The sequence below is a fragment of the Chloracidobacterium sp. genome (genome assembly GCA_016711345.1).
Classification (GTDB): Bacteria; Acidobacteriota; Blastocatellia; order Pyrinomonadales; family Pyrinomonadaceae; genus OLB17.
Genome location: JADJTD010000001.1, coordinates 663,787 through 678,826 on the forward strand (window position 1 = coordinate 663,787; position 15,040 = coordinate 678,826).

Annotated in this window: 14 protein-coding genes; 7 read left to right on the top strand and 7 right to left on the bottom strand. The window is 50.1% G+C overall.

Features of this window, described 5'->3' with window-relative positions; all coding sequences use genetic code 11:
- The first annotated feature begins 6 nt into the window (after positions 1 to 6).
- The 4 genes from IPL32_02900 to IPL32_02915 all read left to right on the top strand — a co-directional run bounded on the left by IPL32_02900 (position 7) and on the right by IPL32_02915 (position 4,359).
- Positions 7 to 1,179, top strand: a complete 1,173-nt coding sequence (locus tag IPL32_02900; GenBank protein MBK8464753.1) for a hypothetical protein — start codon at positions 7 to 9, stop codon at positions 1,177 to 1,179.
- Positions 1,180 to 1,181: 2 nt separating this feature from the next.
- Entirely contained in the window at positions 1,182 to 2,045 is an 864-nt protein-coding gene (locus IPL32_02905; GenBank protein MBK8464754.1) for a hypothetical protein, read from the top strand.
- 205 nt (positions 2,046 to 2,250) lie between these two features.
- Positions 2,251 to 2,589, top strand: a complete 339-nt coding sequence (locus tag IPL32_02910) for a cytochrome c (GenBank protein MBK8464755.1) — start codon at positions 2,251 to 2,253, stop codon at positions 2,587 to 2,589.
- A 144-nt stretch (positions 2,590 to 2,733) separates the two neighbouring features.
- Positions 2,734 to 4,359 carry a NapC/NirT family cytochrome c gene (locus IPL32_02915; GenBank protein ID MBK8464756.1) on the top strand — a complete coding sequence of 542 codons (1,626 nt, stop codon included), beginning with the start codon at positions 2,734 to 2,736 and terminating at the stop codon, positions 4,357 to 4,359.
- Positions 4,360 to 4,437: 78 nt separating this feature from the next.
- On the opposite strand, the gene IPL32_02920 is transcribed toward IPL32_02915, so the two are convergent.
- The 3 genes from IPL32_02920 to IPL32_02930 all read right to left on the bottom strand — a co-directional run bounded on the left by IPL32_02920 (position 4,438) and on the right by IPL32_02930 (position 8,487).
- On the bottom strand, positions 4,438 to 6,546 hold the full coding sequence (locus IPL32_02920) for a hypothetical protein (GenBank protein MBK8464757.1): 2,109 nt from the start codon (positions 6,544 to 6,546) through the stop codon (positions 4,438 to 4,440).
- Between the two features lie 16 nt (positions 6,547 to 6,562).
- Positions 6,563 to 7,594, bottom strand: a complete 1,032-nt coding sequence (locus IPL32_02925; protein ID MBK8464758.1) for a cytochrome C — start codon at positions 7,592 to 7,594, stop codon at positions 6,563 to 6,565.
- 92 nt (positions 7,595 to 7,686) lie between these two features.
- A complete protein-coding gene (locus IPL32_02930) occupies positions 7,687 to 8,487 on the bottom strand; it encodes a Crp/Fnr family transcriptional regulator (GenBank protein MBK8464759.1) in 801 nt (266 codons plus the stop codon).
- Between the two features lie 955 nt (positions 8,488 to 9,442).
- Between IPL32_02930 and IPL32_02935 the strand changes: the two genes are divergently transcribed.
- From IPL32_02935 to IPL32_02945, 3 genes are read left to right on the top strand one after another with little or no spacing between them, the layout of a single operon-like run.
- Entirely contained in the window at positions 9,443 to 9,841 is a 399-nt protein-coding gene (locus IPL32_02935) for a YtxH domain-containing protein (protein ID MBK8464760.1), read from the top strand.
- Positions 9,842 to 9,869: 28 nt separating this feature from the next.
- Positions 9,870 to 10,259: a DUF5335 family protein gene (locus IPL32_02940; protein ID MBK8464761.1), complete on the top strand. Its 390-nt coding sequence runs from the start codon at positions 9,870 to 9,872 to the stop codon at positions 10,257 to 10,259.
- Between the two features lie 34 nt (positions 10,260 to 10,293).
- On the top strand, positions 10,294 to 10,542 hold the full coding sequence (locus tag IPL32_02945; protein MBK8464762.1) for a hypothetical protein: 249 nt from the start codon (positions 10,294 to 10,296) through the stop codon (positions 10,540 to 10,542).
- 90 nt (positions 10,543 to 10,632) lie between these two features.
- Here the strand turns inward: IPL32_02945 and IPL32_02950 are convergent, their stop codons facing one another.
- From IPL32_02950 to IPL32_02965, 4 genes are read right to left on the bottom strand one after another with little or no spacing between them, the layout of a single operon-like run.
- On the bottom strand, positions 10,633 to 11,988 hold the full coding sequence (locus IPL32_02950; GenBank protein MBK8464763.1) for a DASS family sodium-coupled anion symporter: 1,356 nt from the start codon (positions 11,986 to 11,988) through the stop codon (positions 10,633 to 10,635).
- A gap of 22 nt (positions 11,989 to 12,010) precedes the next feature.
- Positions 12,011 to 12,757: a VIT1/CCC1 transporter family protein gene (locus IPL32_02955; protein ID MBK8464764.1), complete on the bottom strand. Its 747-nt coding sequence runs from the start codon at positions 12,755 to 12,757 to the stop codon at positions 12,011 to 12,013.
- Positions 12,754 to 13,092, bottom strand: coding sequence for a DUF5335 family protein (locus tag IPL32_02960; protein ID MBK8464765.1), 339 nt, complete (start codon positions 13,090 to 13,092; stop codon positions 12,754 to 12,756). The genes IPL32_02955 and IPL32_02960 overlap by 4 nt, the downstream gene beginning before the upstream one ends.
- Positions 13,089 to 15,038 carry a CBS domain-containing protein gene (locus IPL32_02965; GenBank protein MBK8464766.1) on the bottom strand — a complete coding sequence of 650 codons (1,950 nt, stop codon included), beginning with the start codon at positions 15,036 to 15,038 and terminating at the stop codon, positions 13,089 to 13,091. The genes IPL32_02960 and IPL32_02965 overlap by 4 nt, the downstream gene beginning before the upstream one ends.
- Positions 15,039 to 15,040 lie beyond the last annotated feature (2 nt).

Here is a 15,040-nt window from a genome sequence, read left to right on the forward strand (position 1 = left end):
ATCAAAATGAAGAATGGAACAACAAACATTCAGTTGTATAGTTGCATCTTTTTCATCACGTTTTTCGCAGTAAACATCTTGTATTTGCCGTCTGAGCAAGTAAACGCAAATCCCGGCGCCAAGCTGTCGCCTACGCCGAGAAAAGCGAAGTTCGCTGAATTTACGCACAGTGAAAAGGCACACAAACAGGAATGCGGCACTTGCCATAAATTTCCTTCGGACAATTGGAGCAAGGTGCGAACGGGCGACGCCGCCATTCCGGACGTGACTGAATATCCAAAACACCAGTCCTGCGTTAATTGTCATAAACAGCAGTTCTTTAAGGGTGCTCGGCCCGCTATCTGCTCGACCTGTCATACAAATCCATCGCCACGTGACGGTTCAAGACATCCGTTCCCGAATCCGCGCGAGATATTTGATCAATCGTCAAAAGGTAAGATGGCTCAGTCTGATTTCGTCGTTGGGTTTCCTCACGATAAACACATCGAGATAGTATCCGGGAATCAGACGAGATCCGGTGCTTTTGTTAATGCGTCCTTTATTCGTGAGGATCGCCGAGCGGCTGCCGAGGAAAGTTGTGCGGTCTGTCACCAAACCATGGCCCCACAGGATAAATCAGATGATGAATATTTTACCAAGCCCCCGCCAAAGCTGGGGGATGCATTTTGGTTAAAGAAGGGCACGTTCAAGACCGCACCCATCGGCCACACGACCTGTTTTACTTGTCACTCGGCAGACACCGGTATATTGCCGGCTCCTCAAACTTGTTCGGCCTGTCATCAACTAAAACCTCATCAGCCGGCGGCGGATTTTGACCCAAAACTGGCTGCGACAATGGTCACCGACAATAAAGTAATGCGTGATGCGTGGCGTCGACGCGACTCGACCGGCACATTCAGGCATGAATTTTTTGCTCACGTCGAACTAAGCTGCTCGACGTGCCATAACGTTTTGAAGATGAACACTGCAGATCCGCTGACGACGAAAGTGAGTATATCGTCCTGTGCGACATGTCACGCAACTCCGACATCGGACGATGGCGGAGCTCTGAATTACGAGATGGATATGCGAAAGACTACAGCGGCATTTCAGTGCGTTAAATGCCACATCACTTTTGGCAAGATGCCTGTTCCAGACTCACACACCAAGGCAATAGCCGATGCGAAGGTAGTCAAATAGTTATGACGAAGATGCGGCAGCAAAATTATCGAGAATCAGTCGCTACACGTCTGAAACTCGTGGTATTGATCGTCGCTTGTGCTGCGTTCGGATATGGCTTTACCGTTTTCCCAAAAAACACCTTAGATGAAAAGCCTTCAACTGAAAATTTAGTGCCGATAGTAAGCAACTCGGCACAGAACTTCTCCAAGTTTCAGCATAGCAATCCGATGCACTCGCGGATGCCATGTCTTTTATGCCACGTGCGAACGGAAGGGTCAACGACACCTAAGCTTCCCGGACATACATCGTGCGCCGCCTGTCACGTACAGGAGTTTGCCGGCAATACAAGCCAGATGTGTACCATTTGTCATACAGACACAAGCGTGAAGCCCTTTCCGCCGCTTCGAAGTTTCAATATCAAATTTGATCATAGTCGGCATACTCGCCAAACAAATTGCGCGACATGTCATAGGCCGTCGCGTCGCGGAGTCGCATTTTCGATGCCGTCAGGTGCAAATGCTCACGTAACATGTTTTCAATGCCACGGCCCGCGTACTGAGGTTGCCGGGCGGAACATCGGTTCGTGCAGCGAGTGTCATCAGCCCGGCCGTCCGGTCAAAGGCTCAGAGTGGGCAAAGGCATTTACGGTGAATTTTAGTCATCAGGAGCATACCCGCCAGGGCAAGATGAATTGTGCGGCTTGTCATACAATTCGTCCCGGAGCCGCCCGCGGCAAACAGGTTTCTTCACCAGCGGCCTCGATGCACTTTGCTGGGGCGGGTTCGGTAAGTTGTGGCGGATGCCATAACGATAAACGAGCCTTTGGGCCGGCAGATTTTACGAATTGTAAGCGGTGCCACGAAGGCAAGACATTTAAGTTTTAGGAATATCTACTGCGTACTTTTTCGCACGTGTTGCGTATAAGGACGATCTATATAAGGCGAGCGAGCAGAAACCATATGCAGTTTACTGAGTAAAACCGGCATTTTGGCGGTTGCCTGTTATGGCATAGCCATTGCGAGTAGCAATAGCGAGAACCTTTGGGAATCGATTCCAACTGGTTCGACATTTTGGGACTAGGAGCTGATCATGAGAACCAATCGAACAAAATTATTCGCAATCGTATTTTTTGCATTACCACTCCTTTTTGTCGCGTTTTCCAACGGAACGCCGGTGAAAGTAGCCGCTTACACCTTCGATGAACCCGCTGCAACATACAAAGCAAAATGCGCTGCTTGCCATACGCCAACTGCAAGCAAATTTTATGACCCGGCAAAGTCTGATGAAGAGCATGTGCAAACGATCTTGAAAGGCAAGAAAGGCGCGAAGCCGCCTTATATGCCGGGATATGAAGAGAAGGGGATGACCGCAGACGAAGCCAAGGCTTTAGCGGGTTATATGAAAACGCTGAAACCTGCGGCGAATTGATAAATTGACTTTTGGTCAGGCACCTCTTAGCCTAGGCCGCCCAAGCGAAACGATTCAGAGAATTGAATGAGTTTGAATCGTTAGCAGGCGGCCTTGGCCTATTTGCGTTTTTAAAGACACACATCTTGGGGAGTGGAAAACAATATGAAAGACGAGAGCGAGATCAAAGACGAGTCTCCAGGTGCGGAACCAACCGGACGTCGCCTGCCAAGTTTGCTGCGAAACTACATAAGTTTCATAGGGATGGCTTTAACGGCTGCGAGTTTGACCAGTTTCTCTCTTCTCCTATTGATCGGACTGGGCTCATCCGAAAATCCATATACCGATCTGATCACCTTTATATTTGTACCAAGCATTCTGGTGTTTGGACTGTTCATCGTCCTCACAGGGGCTCTATGGGAACGACGCAGGAGACGCAATAAGTCGCCCGACGAGATCGCGGCATATCCGATACTCGATCTCAACGACCCGAGGCGGCGGCGGTCGTTGATCGTTTTCATGTGCGCGGCGTTTATTTTCCTTTTTATGACCGCTTTTGGCAGCTATCGCGCCTTTGAATATACAGAGTCGGTCGCGTTCTGCGGCTTGGCTTGTCACAGCGTAATGAAACCGGAGTATGTTGCATATCAGGCATCGCCCCACGCCAAAGTGCTTTGTGTTGAGTGTCACGTCGGTGGCGGACCCGAGGCTTACGTTCAATCAAAATTCACAGGGATGCGGCAGCTCTACGGCGTTGTTACCGGACACTACAATCGGCCGATACATACGCCTGTCTCGAATATGCGCGAAGCGACTGAAACCTGTCAGAAATGCCATTGGACTGAAAAATATCACGGTGACATATTAAAGGTTTTCAATCATTACGAGTACGACGAACAAAACTCACTGAACCAAACACGTATGCAGATCAAGGTTGGCGGGGGTGATCCGAAAGGCGGACAGGTTGGCGGCATACATTGGCATATGAACGTCGCCAATGAGATCACATTTATTTCTGCGGACGAAAAGCGACAAAATATTCCGTGGGTCCGCATGAAAGACGCGGCGGGCCGCGTTGTTGAGTATAAGACCCAGGAGTCGATACTTACGGCTAACGAGATCGAACAGACACCGAAACGCAAAATGGACTGCATAGATTGTCACAGCCGTCCTGCTCACATCTATCTGTCGCCAAATCAGGCTGTCGATCAGGCATTTGATTCTGGCCGCCTCGACGTCTCGCTTCCCTTCCTTAAGGCAAAAGCTGTCGAGACACTTGCAAAACCGTACAATACAAACGACGAGGCTCTGTCGACAATTTCTGCTGACATTAATGAATACTACCGGATCAATTATGCCGATCTATACGCCTCTAAGAGTGCGTCGATCAGCACTGCCGTTACCGAGATCCAGCGGCTGTACCAGACTTACTTCTTTCCCGAAATGAAGACGGACTGGAAGGCTTCAGCCGACAATATCGGCCACTATAATGCTCAGGGTTGTTTTCGATGTCACGATGGACAGCATTTGAGCGGCGATGGTCGGGTTATAAGGAATGACTGCAATATTTGTCACACCACGATCTCACAGACCTTTGACGGTAAGACGGTTCCGGCAAAAGACGGGCAGTTTCAACATCCGGTAGATCTTGGCGACAAAAACACCTGGCAATGTGCCGCATGCCATAAGGGCGATCAGACTTTCAAGCATCCGCTCAATCTCGGCGACATTTCACAGTTCCAATGTGCCGAGTGTCACAAATCAACCGATGCGATGACGGTCAAATATTAGTAACACGCAATAGAAGAAAATGATAAGGCCGACGATCTAAGAATCATCGGCCTTATCTTCATAAGAGATCAATTTATATTAACGATCTGCAGCCCCGCCACCAAGATATATCCGCAGCGAAGTGTACGGCAGATGAGCCCGGTAGTTCTGGGTCGGTGTCTGAACATCCTTATAATCGTAGTACTGATAACCGATGTTCCAGTCCACATTCTGAGTTAAACGAATCGCAGCCCGAACCTCAGGTGTTTTGAATTGCATCGGATATGACGTGATGATGTTTTGGATCCCTCCCGTCGCAACCCTATCGCCCTGGCCTTTGTCCCGATCGTAACGATACGTCCCAAACAACGAAAGACGCTTGTGCGGCTTTGCCGTAACCTCACCATATAAGTAATGGTCCCGTTCAAAAAATTGACTTACACCCTGCACCGGAGTGCCGCCTATTACTCGTATGTCAGTCTTACTTGTAAGGTGACGATACGTGTAACCCGCGCTGAACTGAATTAGGTTCACAGGCGCCCAATTAACATCGCCTGAATATATCCGAGTGCGGACATCAGCACCGAAAGGGACAGATACCGGATCAAAAGACCTTGACGGATTGTTGTTATCCTTTGAGATCGCCGAAACGTTGAAAACAAAAGTCTTTAAGCTCACCCGGCTTCGAAACTTGAAATTCGTATATTTGTAATTCTCCAAGCGTGTGAACACGTTATCTGCGGAGCCGTGCTCTACATCCCAATGAACCACCCAGTTATTGACCGGTTTGATCCTCATCCCAGCGATCACGGTGTTTGTACTGTTGTTTTCGGTTTCTTCGATCAAGCCAAAACTAACGGACGGCGTCGGGGCAGGGCTAGGTGGCGGATTGATCGTGTTCGTTGTTCGCGAACGATCATACCCTGTCACGTCAACATTTCGTTTCGTGTAGCGATATCCGAGGTGGGCGGAGATCCAATTTGCAAACTGATAATCCCCTTCTACCGTGTTCGTATAACGTTGGTAAGCATTGACCCGGTACGCAGACGATGCAACGCGTCTGGTCGTGCTTATCGTTCCGGCGTTGTTCCGGAAAAATAAAGCCTCGTCCAAAGCCTCGCCGCCGTTAACGGCGAATTGATCGAACGTAAACGTGTTCGATATGCGGAATTTGTCTGTTGCCATATACGTGGCCCCAAGATCGGCGCGGGTTTGTGGGCGTTTTGCGTCACCAGCGATTACAAATTGATCGAGAATAACTACGTTATTTGAATTATCCCGTCCTGTGATCAGTTCCGTCATTGACGATCTCGTATTTGTACTCGAATATATGATGCGGCCTGTGAAATCTAGCTTCTTAGCAAATGTCCGGTGCAGATTGAACTGTGTAAAGTAACCGTGGCCATCGATGGGCATATTCCTTGAAAATGTAGCCAGTGCCGAGCTGTTGCCCGTATTGTTCCCTGCGTTCGGAGCGGTCAAAATATAGGAAGATCGATCCTTGAACGTCCGAAATCCCTGACTCAACCCCCAGTCGAAGCCCCACAATTTACCGTCCGCTCCAACACGAAAGTCCCTAGCGAGACTGTCTGCGTCGGATGTGATAGGAAACTCGTCGCTGTAAGCTCGAACAGTGTACATCCCTGGACCGCTGGTATTCGCAAAGCCTCCTCCGAAATTGAACCTAATGCGTTCATTCTGAGGTAAGAACTGGATATCAAAATCGCCTAAAGTGGTCTTCCAATCCTGCTTGTGCTCACCAAGCGCGTAGTTGGACAAGTTATTGAAATAGGCGACGCGCCGGACGGTCGAGGTAAATTTGTAAAAACCGGTCTTCTCCATATTGACCCGTGTATAGCCTTGCGGATCCGAACCCCAACCCGAATTTGAGATCAGCAAAGAATCAAAATACGTTCCTTTGCCGTCATCTCTTTGCATAAGCAAATTCGTGTCGAAAGATCGAAACCCTCGATCGTAATTCAGGTCGCTGCGGTACTTATTCACGTTCCCGTCCAACGATCGCCAGCGATAGCCGAATTCGGTAACTGACGTCACCTTATAGCCGTTATACAAAGCTTCTGGAGATGACTGTGGTGTCGGCGTTTGTCCAAAAACACCGGCAGAAAGAACAAGAACTGCGAACATTGTGATGAATAAGAGGTTTGTGTGTCGCCAAATCTCCGCAACATTAATTGTTAAATTAAACATTTTTCCCTCCTATTCCCTATCTAAAGAAGTATTTGCTCGCATTCGAACCGTGGATCTGGCTATGGCAGATCGTGCAGTTCTGATAACGTGTCGTCGACTGATTATGCGGTGCTTGCGGAGCTCCGGGTTCCGCGTTGGACAGGCTGCTATGACATTCCATGCAGAGCTGCCGGATCGAATTTCGGTTCAACATTTTTGGGTTACTAGATCCGTGTGGTGCGTGGCACGCCGCGCATCCCTCGGTCTTTAGAGGGGCGTGTTCGAATACAAACGGGCCCTGTTTGCCCGCATGGCATTTGAGACATGAAACATCCGCTCCTACTCCCAACTTCGCTTGTTTTGCCTCGAAACCGCCATGCGGATTGTGACAATCGCTGCACTTCATTGTTCCTTCCATCACCTTATGATGGAAAGGTTTGCTGAACTGGGATTTTGTTTCGGTATGACAGCTCATACAAAGCTGAGGTTCGCTTGCCTTTAGCCTGAGCGTCGAGGCCTTATTTGGATTCTCACGTGAAACATCGTTAATGAACGTGACCGAACCCGCTTTTTCATGCTCAAAGGGCGCGGCATGCGGACTATGGCAGTCGATGCAGCTGACATCATTTCGCCAATGCTCGCCGCGGCGGTAGTTGTTATGAGATTCTTTTCCGGAGTGACAGGTCAGGCAGGATTCGGATATGAATTTTGAATCTTTCTTCTTGAACGAAATTATATTTTTCGGATCAGTCGCATCTTCCAGATGCTTCTTGCCCGGGCCGTGACACGACTCGCAGCCTTGAACCTTGTCCTTCCAACTGGCCACGTGTTTTAGCTTGGCGTGCTTGGTGCCTGCAAAGTTCTTAAACGCGTCCTCGTGGCATTCCTTACAGGAATCGCTGCCGACATAATCATCCGCGCTCGCGTTGGCGATCGTTTCAGGTTGTATGTATTCCTGAGTGACAGCGTCACCGAGAGCCGGTGAAACGCTTCCCGAGACGCCCCAGCCTACTAGTGCCAGGGCAAAAACCGTAAATAGAGCAACCTTTATCTTAAAAGCTGAAGCCATAATATTGCCTCCGATATTGAGACGAATAGGCAGAAATTTGCTATTCGCTCCTCTAAATTAAACTAGTTTCAATGTCCGGTCTGTGAGCCTGGTCACATCTGGTGAAAAAGATCGCCATTATTTTCGTGAGTATTAGCTGACACCGAATGTCCGTTCTGCAGACCGTTGCCTTTTGACATTCGAGTGCCAATTGCCGCCTTTAGCAACTTTTTGTCGAGAATGATCAACTCTGAGCCGCGGACCGTGATAAGGCCGTTCTCGCGGAAGTACTTCAGGGCTCGTGTAACAGTTTCGCGTGAGGCTCCTATCATCTCCGCCATTTCCTCGTGGGTGAAAAAGTTCTTTATGCGGACCTTGTCGCCTTCGCTTATTCCGCCGCGGCTCCAACCGAGGAAAAGTTTAGCAAGCTTATCGGCCACCGAGTCGGACAAGCCCAGCGAGCAAACCTGACGGTAGGCGGTCTGATAATTGCGGCTCAACTGATGTGCAGCATTCAGACATGCTTCGGGATTCGTTTTCAAAAATCGAAGCAGATCGGCCGTCTTCACATAATTTACCTGGCACAATTCCAACACTTGCGCAGTTGTCTCGTAGTCCTTGCCGTTAAGAGCCGCGCTCAAGCCCAGAACGTCGCCGGGTTCGGCGACCTCGAGGATGATCATCTTGCCGTCTGGCGAACAAGTCGAAAGTTTTACCTTGCCCTGACAGAGCATGTAAACGCCCTTTGCGGGTTGTCCCTCGGCAAAGAGCGTCGTGCGTTTTGGATATGACCTTGTTATCTTGATCGATTCAAACGCGTGAAGGTCGGTCTCGGGAAGGTGGCAAAAAAATCCTTTGCGGCTCAGGCCGCATTCGTTACATTTTTCCTGAATTGACAGGCCGTTAGGTTTCATATTGGGCACAATTAAGTAACTATTCGTCTTCGTCGTCCAAATGTCTGTGTGTTCACACACATTCGGAAAACCGCCCTAATTGATTGCAAATAGTATTCCCGTTGATTAGTAGCCGAAACATAACATAAACGGTTCCCATTTGCACATCTCAATACGGCCGTACCTATAATAATGTGTTCTTTTGCATCTCTACCGCGAAAAACTTCGCACTGCTGCCGTCACAGAAACTTAAAACGTGCGTAAACACAAGTAAAAACGATTCCCGACGCTGGCACGCCGGTTGCCATTGTATATAGCGGGAGTGATGGAGTCGGACCCTCATTCCTGATCGGGCGAGTTTTCTTGTCACCGATTGTCAAGAACCATCCTCGCCCGGTGAATAGAGGGAGCGTTGTCGAGAGACATCGTGCATATCCCCCAAAATGAAAAAGGCTGCGAGCTTTTACAGTCGCAGCCTTTTCATTCGTTCAGAGTTACGCGTTTACGCGTGAAGATCGCGGCTAAAGCCGTAACCCTAAACTCCAACGCAACCGATTCGACGCCAGAGAAAAGGAAAAGGCGACGGAAGCAACTCATATCACAACCGAAAGACAAAAGTCGGTTTCCAACCGCCTTCCGTCGCGGCTCCGCCGCCGCTCTTGCTTTATTCAAAGACGGCGGCACTAACCGTTTGGCTTGGCAAGATGCTAATACTCCCGGTTTTGGTCGGGACAAAGAGTGCTCGAGTGCGGGTGTGTCGTGGAGTTGTCGGAGAACCGGCTATTTTTTGATCACCCGATGCGAAATACTACACACTTCCGGTAGATCTGACTACATTTGCACTGAACAATACAGGCATTTGCGGTACTTTGCCACTGGCACACGTCTTGCACTCTCTATAGGCGCGGGAAACAATATTTGCCTATCGCACAATGGCGATCGAATGGAGTTTCCAAAGTAAGCGGGGAGGTGAAAAATGTCAACAAATAACAAAATCGAAAACAACCAGTCGTCAGCGTTGAAAACTCGCGGCTTCGGCAGAAAACTGATGTTCTTTATGCTCGGAGGCGGCATCGGGGCGGCTATCGCTCTTTTATTCGCTCCAAAGTCCGGCAAGGAGCTTCGACAAGATATCGCCGCCACGGCGGCTAAAGGCTACGACGAAACCCTCGACGCGGCTAACCGTGTAAAGGAACAATCAATGGAATACTACGAGGCCGCAAAAGATAAAGGCGGCGAGGTATTAGATCTGCTCGCCGAGAAAGCGTCGGCCGTCAAAGATGAGATCGTTCAGGATGCCGGAAAGATAAGTGGTATGGCTGGCGCCGCAGCCAAACGCGTAACCGAATCGGTAAGGCCCCGGCAGATCTTATAAAAAACGTATACAAATGGAGGCATCTCAAATGAACATCGAATTAAAGAAAGAAGACTGGGGAACATTCTTCGACAACCTAAGTAAGCGACGCTACGAATGGATGACTGAGGTCGAGGTCCTCAGCCCCGATACCGGCGACCAGATCTTATCAAACGGACTTCCGTTCAATGGCATCACGGTCGAGCCGGTAGGTGAACACACATTGATCAGCATTTCCCTCGGCCAGACCAAGACAAATCATCAATCCCACTCCATTAAGGATCCAACACGCGTTGCGTTCCTTGCCGGTGACGGCGCCCATAACGACGTTGTCGATATCGAAGAGGCGGACGGGACAAAGACACTTATCCGGTTCATGGAGCCAATGGGTGTTCTCGTCGGCATCGCCGAGTGGGAGATGGTCTTAACGGCGCCCTGAGAGGAAGAGATCCTAAGATAGTCAGGAGGTATTTATGATAAACAAATGGAAAATGACATTTATATTTCTAACAGGTTTGATGCTGCATGAAGTCTTAGTGCATATTTGGCTGAGTGTCGAAGGACTGCTGCCGTTAACAACTAAGCTGTTCTTTGGACTGACCATCACGCCGGAGCTGAATCTGCTTTTGATAGCAATCAACTCGTGCGTTTTACTAATCTGCGCGTATTTGGGTTTTCTCCATGCCTGGGGACAGACCAAGCATATTGAGCGCCATGCATAAAAACACTACGGCCGCGTTACTAGCGTAACGCGGCCTCTTCGCGATCTTTTAAGCCGACTCCAGATCCAACACGGGTCGGGCATTTTCCTCTTAAGGTATTCCAGCAAGATTCAATAGTTGTTTACCCGTAAGACTTATTAGGGCACAGCCGAGGATCATAATAAGAAGTCCGGGCCAGAACAGATCTCCAAATTTTACGCCTCCCTTGCCAAAGACCATCGCGTTGGGCGGCGTACTTATGACAAAGGGCATTCCGAATGAAGCAGCTATGGCTACGAGAATCGCCGTCGATGGCCCCGGAACTATCATTACTGCCAGCGGTATCAACATCACCGCGGTTGCCGTGTTGCTCATAAGAGCCGAGAGCATTGCGCTTGCCAAACACAGTAGGAGTAAAGCAAACGTCGTGTTGTATTCGCTCCAGGCGACGTTTGCGGCGAGTGTCGTGATGAGGCCCGACTGTTCCAAAAGTTTGCCTAGAGTGATGCCGCCGGCGATGAGCAAGAGTGTTGACCAGTCCACGCAAAATAGATGTTCTTTTTTAAGCAGGCGTGTCAGAAAGAGAATGCTCGCTGAGCACAGCGAGACGACACTTGCCGAAACGCCGTGCAGCGCCTCAGTCGACCACAGTAGGATCGTGCCGGCAAAAACCAAAAGAAAAGCATATTCTCCCTGTTTGCCGATTTTGAGATCCTTACCGCACGACGATTTGTTGTTCAATTGACAGGCTCTGCTTGTCCATTCGTCTTTCTGCCCTCGAATGCGAAACCACAACAGCGCAAAACCAACAGCAAGCATCCCGAGCGAAAGGGGCAGAGCAAAACCCATCCAGCCCAGAAACGAAATATGGGTTGTTTCCGAGATCGAAGCGATCGCAATGGCGTTCGGGCCCGTTCCGACCGGTGTAGAAATACCGCCGATGTTTGCCCCCAAGGCGACGCCGACGAGCAGACACCGGCGCAAGATATTATCAATGTCAAAGTTAAGCAAAACCGGATGCAGACACGCCAGCATTAACACCGCGGCGGCTATATTTGACATCCACATCGAGAGAAATGCCGTAAGCAAAATAATTAGCAGCAGAAATCCCGTATATGATCTCCCGGCCAAGCGAAGTGCAATATTTGCAAGACGTTTGTCAAAACCGTGGGCTTCCGCGGCTACACCGAGAACGAAACCACCAAAGAATAGAGCGATAACCGGGTCCATCGACCAATTCAACACACTTGGCAGGCTGAATTTCTTATCAAACGGTCCAAGCAGAAGCGGGATCAAGGCAAAGAGCAAAAAAGTCGGAACAAAAGGCGGAACGATCTCACTGAGCCACAAACAAAGACAGATCGCGGCAATGATCGTCGTTAACCTTAATACGTAAGAGTCGAAAACGAACACTGTCGCCAGCGCTATACCTGCGACCGCTATAATTATGAGCAACCAGCGAATCATCGTTTTTATCGGTTTCTTTATTTTAGTCGGCGCCGACGTTTTTCAGAATGATGCCCATCAAAAACGCGAGTGCTGCTGCTGCTGCGCCGACGAGAAATGTCGTCACTCCCGAAGTCAGCCACGAAGCAGTTGACCAACGGCTCTTCACCGATCCGATCAGAAAAAATACTGCACCAGTCAGTATCGTAGAAAGTAGAAATGATTCGGACGCGCCGAAAATAAAAGGCAATAGCGGCAGCAGCCCGCACACGAGAAATGCTGCGAACGTCATTAACCCAGCGATCCATGCCGACCGGATCTCGGGCGGCAGGCCATACTCTTCCATGAGCATCGTCGCCACCCACCTTTGCCGGTCGGTGGTCACGAGCTCGACGACGCGCTCAAGTTCGGGGCCCTCAAACCCTCTTGCGGCGTAGATCTGGCGAATCTCTTCCCGCTCACCGTCGGGATCGATGTCAATGTGCCGGTTCTCGACACGCTCCAAGCGGAGGTAGTCGTCCCTTTCCGCACGTGTTCCCAGAAAATTCGACGCCGCCATCGAAAAACCGTCAGCGATCAGATTTGCACCGCCGAGGATCAGCACGACGCGCGGCGAAAGATTCGCTCCGATGGTTCCGGCCACTACGGCGAAAGTTGTCACCGAGCCGTCAATTCCGCCATAGACAAAGTCACGTAGGTAATTATGACGTGCGCCTTTTGCAAGTCGACGGCGAATTGCTTCCGGCGAATGTTCGTGTTCGAGGCGGGATGCGTTTTGGCTGGCGGTCATGCCACTTTGGTCTCAAAACGCAAAATGGTCGTATTTCCGTCGGCACAGGAAATGTCAGCTCCATCTTCGTCGCCCTCGAGACTGAAATAAAATTGCAGCTTCACTGCATCTTTGACCTCGTGAGTAAATCTGCCGACTGTGATCTGAATCGAGGGGATTTCCTTTTTTGTATCAATATCAATTCCTACGAGCGGCAGGCCGTTTTCGAGCCAATAATCGTTGACGACATCATTGCTGCGTTCGAATACACCGAGCCGTGTCGGACGGCCCGCATTTTGTTCACTGAAGACCTTCAGAAATTTCGTCCATTCGTGTTGTCTAGTAGCTGTTTTCATTGCTCACCTCCTGATTCTGCGCTTTTTGCCTGTACTACTGTGCTAAGTTTCTCTTCAAAAAGTTTTGAGGACACTGTCAGGAAATCGTATGCCGTAACAATGCCAACCAAACGGCCATCTTTAACGACCGGGAGGCATCCGATGTTACGCTCACGCATCAATTCGAGCGCGTCGAGTGTTGATGTTTCAGGTGTGATGGTAACGAGATCGGTTTTCATGATATCGCGGACGATCACCTGCTTGGACATCGCAAATTTTCCCGACGCCAAAAGCTCGATCAGGTCGCGATGCGAAACGATGCCGATCAGACGCCCGGCATCGTCCTCGACGGGTACATGCCGGACATGCCGCCAATGCATCAGGCTCGCCGCGAGGTCGAGGACATCTTCCGGTCGCACGGTAAATAGGTCGATCGCCATGAACTGCTCGACTGTTTTGTAGTTGTCGATCCAATCCGATCTTTCGGGTATCTGCGCCATAGGCCATTCGTGCATCGGTTCTCCGCTCTCCTGATGAGTCTTCATCGCCGCCGTAATCGAACGCAATTTAACATTCGGCTTGGCGCGTTTATCCATCGCTGCTAGAGAATTGATCATCCATCCTGCTCCGGTCTTTTCACTTGTCACTCTTGCCTCGATCACGCCCAGCAGTCGTTCTATATCAATTTCATCTATCCCGGAACGGATAAGGCCCTTATGTGCACGCGGCAGAAGTTCCTCTAGAATAAGTTTCCCGACGCGACGGCTCTTTCCGTCGAGCCCGCGAATCTGTCCGTTCAGCCCGTAGCGGGCGACGTTGAAGAAATTGTTCTTGGCATCGTCAAACGACATGAATTTTGTAATGTCGCCGAATTCTTCCGGAAGCTCAGTCATCAACCCAAGAAAAAAAGCTGTGTTCGCCATCTCGTCTAAAACGGATGGGCCGGCGGGAAGATAACGCGCCTCGATCCTCAATCCCGGCACGCCGTCGATTATTCCGTAGCACGGCCGATTCCAGCGCCAGATAGTGCCGTTGTGCAGCCGCCATGCCGAGAGTTGAGGAACACCGCCATTCGCCAGCATTTCAAGCGAGTCTTCCTCGATCGCTTGAGTAAGCAGAATGCGAAACCGGATAGCGTCTTCGCGAAGCACTTCAATGATCGAATCTTCGACCCAACGATCACCAAAACTGACTCGTGGCGGTTGATTTCGCTCTTTGTGGACGAGCGACCGCGTATCAACCGCGTGCTGGAACAAGGCAAGCCGCGTTTCGTGCCACAGACGATGATTCAAAAGGATCGGCGAATTTACCGCCGACGCCAACACTGGAGCCGAGATCGCCTGAGCCCAGTTGTAATATCTGACGAAATCCTTCGCACCTACCTGTAGATGGATCTGAAAACTTGTATTGCAAAATTCGATGAATGTATCCTGGATCGTGAGCTGCAGTTCGTCAAGACCTTTGATCTGGATATGACGGTTCTGGCCGTGCAACTCGGTCACGACACGGTCGATCTCGTGATATCGAGGGTTTGGCGTCAGGTTTTCGTGAGTAATATCAGAAAGCTGGATCGTCGGCAAAATGCCGGCTAAGACCACACCAGCATCGAATTTACCGGCAGCCTTGCGAACGACATCAAGTATCTCGTTGAGTTCGTCTTCCATTAACCGAAGACAATCGCCGCCAAAAGAACGCGGAGTAAGATTTGCCTCCAGATTAAATTTCCCTATCTCCGTCGTCAGGCGACCGTCGCGAGCCTCTTCGATCACTTCCACCGCTAGGCCCGTCGGATGCATCGCCGAATCGACGAGAAACATCTCTTGTTCGGCACCGATTCGTCGTTCATTCTCTTCAAACATGCCGGCATCTAGCATCAATTCAAGAGCCTGAAGATCGTTTAGTACCCCGAGCGTAAATCCCCGCATCTGCTCGTCGTCATATTCGCCTGTAACTTTTTTATCACCCATTC

Bases quoted from the DNA above. Each gene is read 5' to 3' on its own strand.
- IPL32_02900 (MBK8464753.1), top strand. From the start codon at position 7: ATGAAGAATGGAACAACAAACATTCAGTTGTATAGTTGCATCTTTTTC.
- IPL32_02905 (MBK8464754.1), top strand. From the start codon at position 1,182: ATGACGAAGATGCGGCAGCAAAATTATCGAGAATCAGTCGCTACACGT.
- IPL32_02910 (MBK8464755.1), top strand. From the start codon at position 2,251: ATGAGAACCAATCGAACAAAATTATTCGCAATCGTATTTTTTGCATTA.
- IPL32_02915 (MBK8464756.1), top strand. From the start codon at position 2,734: ATGAAAGACGAGAGCGAGATCAAAGACGAGTCTCCAGGTGCGGAACCA.
- IPL32_02920 (MBK8464757.1), bottom strand. From the start codon at position 6,546: ATGTTTAATTTAACAATTAATGTTGCGGAGATTTGGCGACACACAAAC.
- IPL32_02925 (MBK8464758.1), bottom strand. From the start codon at position 7,594: ATGGCTTCAGCTTTTAAGATAAAGGTTGCTCTATTTACGGTTTTTGCC.
- IPL32_02930 (MBK8464759.1), bottom strand. From the start codon at position 8,487: ATGAAACCTAACGGCCTGTCAATTCAGGAAAAATGTAACGAATGCGGC.
- IPL32_02935 (MBK8464760.1), top strand. From the start codon at position 9,443: ATGTCAACAAATAACAAAATCGAAAACAACCAGTCGTCAGCGTTGAAA.
- IPL32_02940 (MBK8464761.1), top strand. From the start codon at position 9,870: ATGAACATCGAATTAAAGAAAGAAGACTGGGGAACATTCTTCGACAAC.
- IPL32_02945 (MBK8464762.1), top strand. From the start codon at position 10,294: ATGATAAACAAATGGAAAATGACATTTATATTTCTAACAGGTTTGATG.
- IPL32_02950 (MBK8464763.1), bottom strand. From the start codon at position 11,988: ATGATTCGCTGGTTGCTCATAATTATAGCGGTCGCAGGTATAGCGCTG.
- IPL32_02955 (MBK8464764.1), bottom strand. From the start codon at position 12,757: ATGACCGCCAGCCAAAACGCATCCCGCCTCGAACACGAACATTCGCCG.
- IPL32_02960 (MBK8464765.1), bottom strand. From the start codon at position 13,092: ATGAAAACAGCTACTAGACAACACGAATGGACGAAATTTCTGAAGGTC.
- IPL32_02965 (MBK8464766.1), bottom strand. From the start codon at position 15,038: ATGGGTGATAAAAAAGTTACAGGCGAATATGACGACGAGCAGATGCGG.